The sequence below is a fragment of the Companilactobacillus nodensis DSM 19682 = JCM 14932 = NBRC 107160 genome, assembly GCF_000615905.1.
Lineage (GTDB): Bacteria > Bacillota > Bacilli > Lactobacillales > Lactobacillaceae > Companilactobacillus > Companilactobacillus nodensis.
On sequence record NZ_BAMN01000045.1, the window covers coordinates 1 to 3,259 of the forward strand.

Consider the following 3,259-nt stretch of genomic DNA (forward strand, 5'->3'; position numbering starts at 1 on the left):
TTCAATATAAACCTTCAAGTGTACTTTAAGGCAAATGATTTTTTTAATTTTCATTAATAAATTATAAAAAATACGACTTATTTCCAAAAATTGGTATGATAGACATATACGCATACAGCTTAGGGTCAGGGGTGGAAAAATGAATAATAATCAAAACATGTCTAGAATGTCGCTGCGTAGAACACGCAAAAAGCCTTTCTTCAAGAAATGGTGGTTCTGGCTTATTATTGCTTGATAATCATCGCCGGTATCGGTTTTGGGGTATTTGGCTATATTAACAACAAAAATGATAGTTCTACTAATAAAGATAAAACTGAAAAAGTTGAAAAATCCAAGTCATCTACCAAGAAGAAGAAAACTTCATCCTCTTCAACTAGTGACGGAATAACATTGGATCAATTCAACAATATTGCCTTGGATTCTGACAACGGAACATCCTGGGATACTATCAAGCCGATCTTTGGTACACCAACTAGTCACTCCACAAGCAATGTTCAAGGAGTAGATGTCGATGTCCAAACTTGGGATAAAGTTGTCAATGCTGAATCAGGATCATCCGTCTCAGTTGGATTTGCCAACAATCATGCTATCAGCAAGACGATCTCAGGATTGAAAGTAAAACGTGATAGCAAGATTGATATCCAAAAATATGCTCAAATTGAAAGTGATCAGAGTACCGCTGATATCGAAAAACTACTCGGTCAACCTAATTCCTATGATGATTCTTCAGTTAACGGCACATCGATCAACAAATTGACATACACTTCTGGCATCAAAGGCGATTCTGGTGCTAAGATCGTTATCACCTTCACCAATGATAAAGTTACTGAACAGACACAAAGTGGTGTTAAATAAGGATTTTTTAAGTTTTCTTAATATTTGATTACATCAATAATCACAATGGTACAATTCTTTCTGGTGGAATCAGTATAGGCTATCTCCGGGAATTTCGAATGGGGATAGCCTTTTTGTTTACCATAATTAATATCATGATAAAAATAAAAACAATATATTGCTTTTTTAACAATAATCATCTACGATGAACTGAACTAGTAAAAACTATCGCCAACCACGGCGGTGGTTTTTTTTAAGCGTTTCTAACGTGGTTTTGAGAGGGGGATTAACATGGAGAAGAACAGAAAATCCATTTACATTTTAATTTTTAGTAACTTTTTGATCTGTTTGGGAATTGGATTAGTCATTCCGGTTACACCATTCATCAAGAATGAGTTTCATTATACAACGTCACAAATGGGGGTCATGACTTCATTATTTGCCTTCGCACAATTTGTCGCCTCACCTATTGTAGGTAGAATGTCTGACAAGATCGGCCGTAAGCCTGTCATCGTCTTCGGATTATTTACCTATATATGATCTCTGAGTTCATCTTTGCGATTGCGACAACATTACCAATGTTCAACCTATCACGTATTATTGGTGGACTTTCTGCGGCCATGGTAATTCCTACTTCAATGGCATTAGGATCTGACCTAACGACCTTGAAGGAACGTGCCAAAGTTATCGGTTGGTTATCCGCCGCCTTCAGTGGTGGACTGATCTTGGGCCCTGGACTTGGCGGTATTCTAGCTGGTTTCAGTTATAAGACACCATTTTGGGTTGCCGGTGTTCTTGCCATCACAAGTTGTATCTTCACACAGATTTTTCTTAAAGAAAGCAAAGAAACAATTGAACTTGAGCAAAAAGAAGAAGCCAAGCTCCACAAAAATAAATCTTCTATTATGTCTATTCTGACAGTTCCAATGGTTGTCTTATTCGGGATGATCTTGGTCTCATCATTTGGACTTCAAGGATTTGAAAGCATCTATAGTATCTACGTAAACCAAGTTTTTAACTTTGGCTTGGGAACGATTGCATTAGTATTGACACTTAATGGTATTATTTCATTAATATTGCAGGTTGCTGCCTTCAACTGGCTTATCAATAAGATCGGCGAAGTTGGTTTGATCAGCTATTGTTTCTTACTGAGCGCCATCTGCGTCTTTTGGATCACACAGGCACATTCACATGTATCAGTTATTGTCGCAACATTGATCATTTTTTCATCATTTGATCTATTGCGCCCTGCCATCACAACTCTACTTACCAAATCAAGTAAGGCGAACCAAGGTCTGATCAATGGTATGAACATGTCATTGACTAGTATCGGTAATGTCATCGGACCTTTGATGTCTGGTGCATTGATGGATTGGAATACACATTATCCATACATGGTAGTTGCAGTTATTTTAGCCGCATCATACCTTCTAACATTTATTGTTAAACGTTTCCCACTCGCTGCAGTGGAAGACTAAAAAAGACTGAGAAAATTTTCTCAGTCTTTTTTCATCCAAATCATAGTTACTTCAGATTCACCAGTATCTTTGTCGAGCCCTTCTGTCTTAATAGAAAATCCATTAACGCGATAAAAATTCAGTGCTTTAAAATTCTTAACATAACAACTTACTAATAAATCATCATGGTGTTGCTTCGCATAATCGAATAATTGCTTACCAATTCCTTGGTTACGGTATTCACGTCTAATAAATACTCCTGATACATAGTTTCCATTCAATCCAATAAATCCAGCAATGGCATCATCAACTTTGTAGACATACACGTCAGCTTCCGCGAATTCACGCTTAACTTGTTCTAAATTACTTTTCCAATATTTTGCACTAATAAAATTATGGGCATCCAAATTTCCCTCAAGCCAAATATCTGCGACTTGATCAATTTCATCAAGTGTCATGTTTTCAATCATTATTAAACGATCCCCTAGCCCTAAAATATTTAATGTGGTATTATTCTATGATAAATCAATACACCGCCGGGTGTCACTAAAAAAAGTATTCTTAATAATTCCGTTAGGCCAAAGAAGGAATTATTGGGGATACTTTATTTTTTTGTAAAAAAATGGAGGTATTATTATGAATTGGATTTATTTAATTATCGCAGGACTATTTGAAGTCGTTTGGGCATCAATGATGAAACTAAGCCACGGCTTTACCAAACTTAATTTTACTATTTTAACAATTATCGGTATGATCATTAGCTTTGTCCTATTGGCTAAAGCAACCAAGACACTGCCACTAAGCATCGCTTACCCTATTTGGACTGGTATTGGTGCATTAGGGTCAATTTTAGTAGGTTTCTTTATTTTTGGTGATAAAGTTTCACCTATTACCTGGATATTCATCACTTTGCTACTGATAAGTATCATCGGAATCAAATTCACAACTAGTAGCTAATTAATTAATTA

Annotated in this window: 3 protein-coding genes and 1 pseudogene; 3 read left to right on the forward strand and 1 reads right to left on the reverse strand. The window is 36.1% G+C overall.

Annotated elements, in window-relative coordinates; all coding sequences use genetic code 11:
- Positions 1-207: 207 nt before the first annotated feature.
- Both JCM14932_RS13845 and JCM14932_RS15775 read left to right on the forward strand, forming a co-directional pair.
- Positions 208-855, forward strand: coding sequence for a DUF3862 domain-containing protein (locus JCM14932_RS13845; protein WP_081776188.1), 648 nt, complete (start codon positions 208-210; stop codon positions 853-855).
- A 270-nt stretch (positions 856-1,125) separates the two neighbouring features.
- Positions 1,126-2,312, forward strand: a pseudogene (locus JCM14932_RS15775) (MFS transporter).
- Between the two features lie 20 nt (positions 2,313-2,332).
- Here JCM14932_RS15775 and JCM14932_RS13855 read toward each other — a convergent pair.
- On the reverse strand, positions 2,333-2,761 hold the full coding sequence (locus tag JCM14932_RS13855; protein ID WP_025025380.1) for a GNAT family N-acetyltransferase: 429 nt from the start codon (positions 2,759-2,761) through the stop codon (positions 2,333-2,335).
- Positions 2,762-2,927: 166 nt separating this feature from the next.
- On the opposite strand from JCM14932_RS13855, the gene JCM14932_RS13860 reads away from it, so the two are divergent.
- The gene (locus JCM14932_RS13860; RefSeq protein ID WP_025025381.1) at positions 2,928-3,248 is read left to right on the forward strand and encodes a DMT family transporter; all 321 of its coding nucleotides are present in this window, start codon (positions 2,928-2,930) and stop codon (positions 3,246-3,248) included.
- Positions 3,249-3,259: the final 11 nt, after the last annotated feature.

Coding starts and splice junctions, on each gene's coding strand:
- JCM14932_RS13845 (WP_081776188.1), top strand. CDS start 208: ATGGTGGTTCTGGCTTATTATTGCTTGATAATCATCGCCGGTATCGGT.
- JCM14932_RS13855 (WP_025025380.1), bottom strand. CDS start 2,761: ATGATTGAAAACATGACACTTGATGAAATTGATCAAGTCGCAGATATT.
- JCM14932_RS13860 (WP_025025381.1), top strand. CDS start 2,928: ATGAATTGGATTTATTTAATTATCGCAGGACTATTTGAAGTCGTTTGG.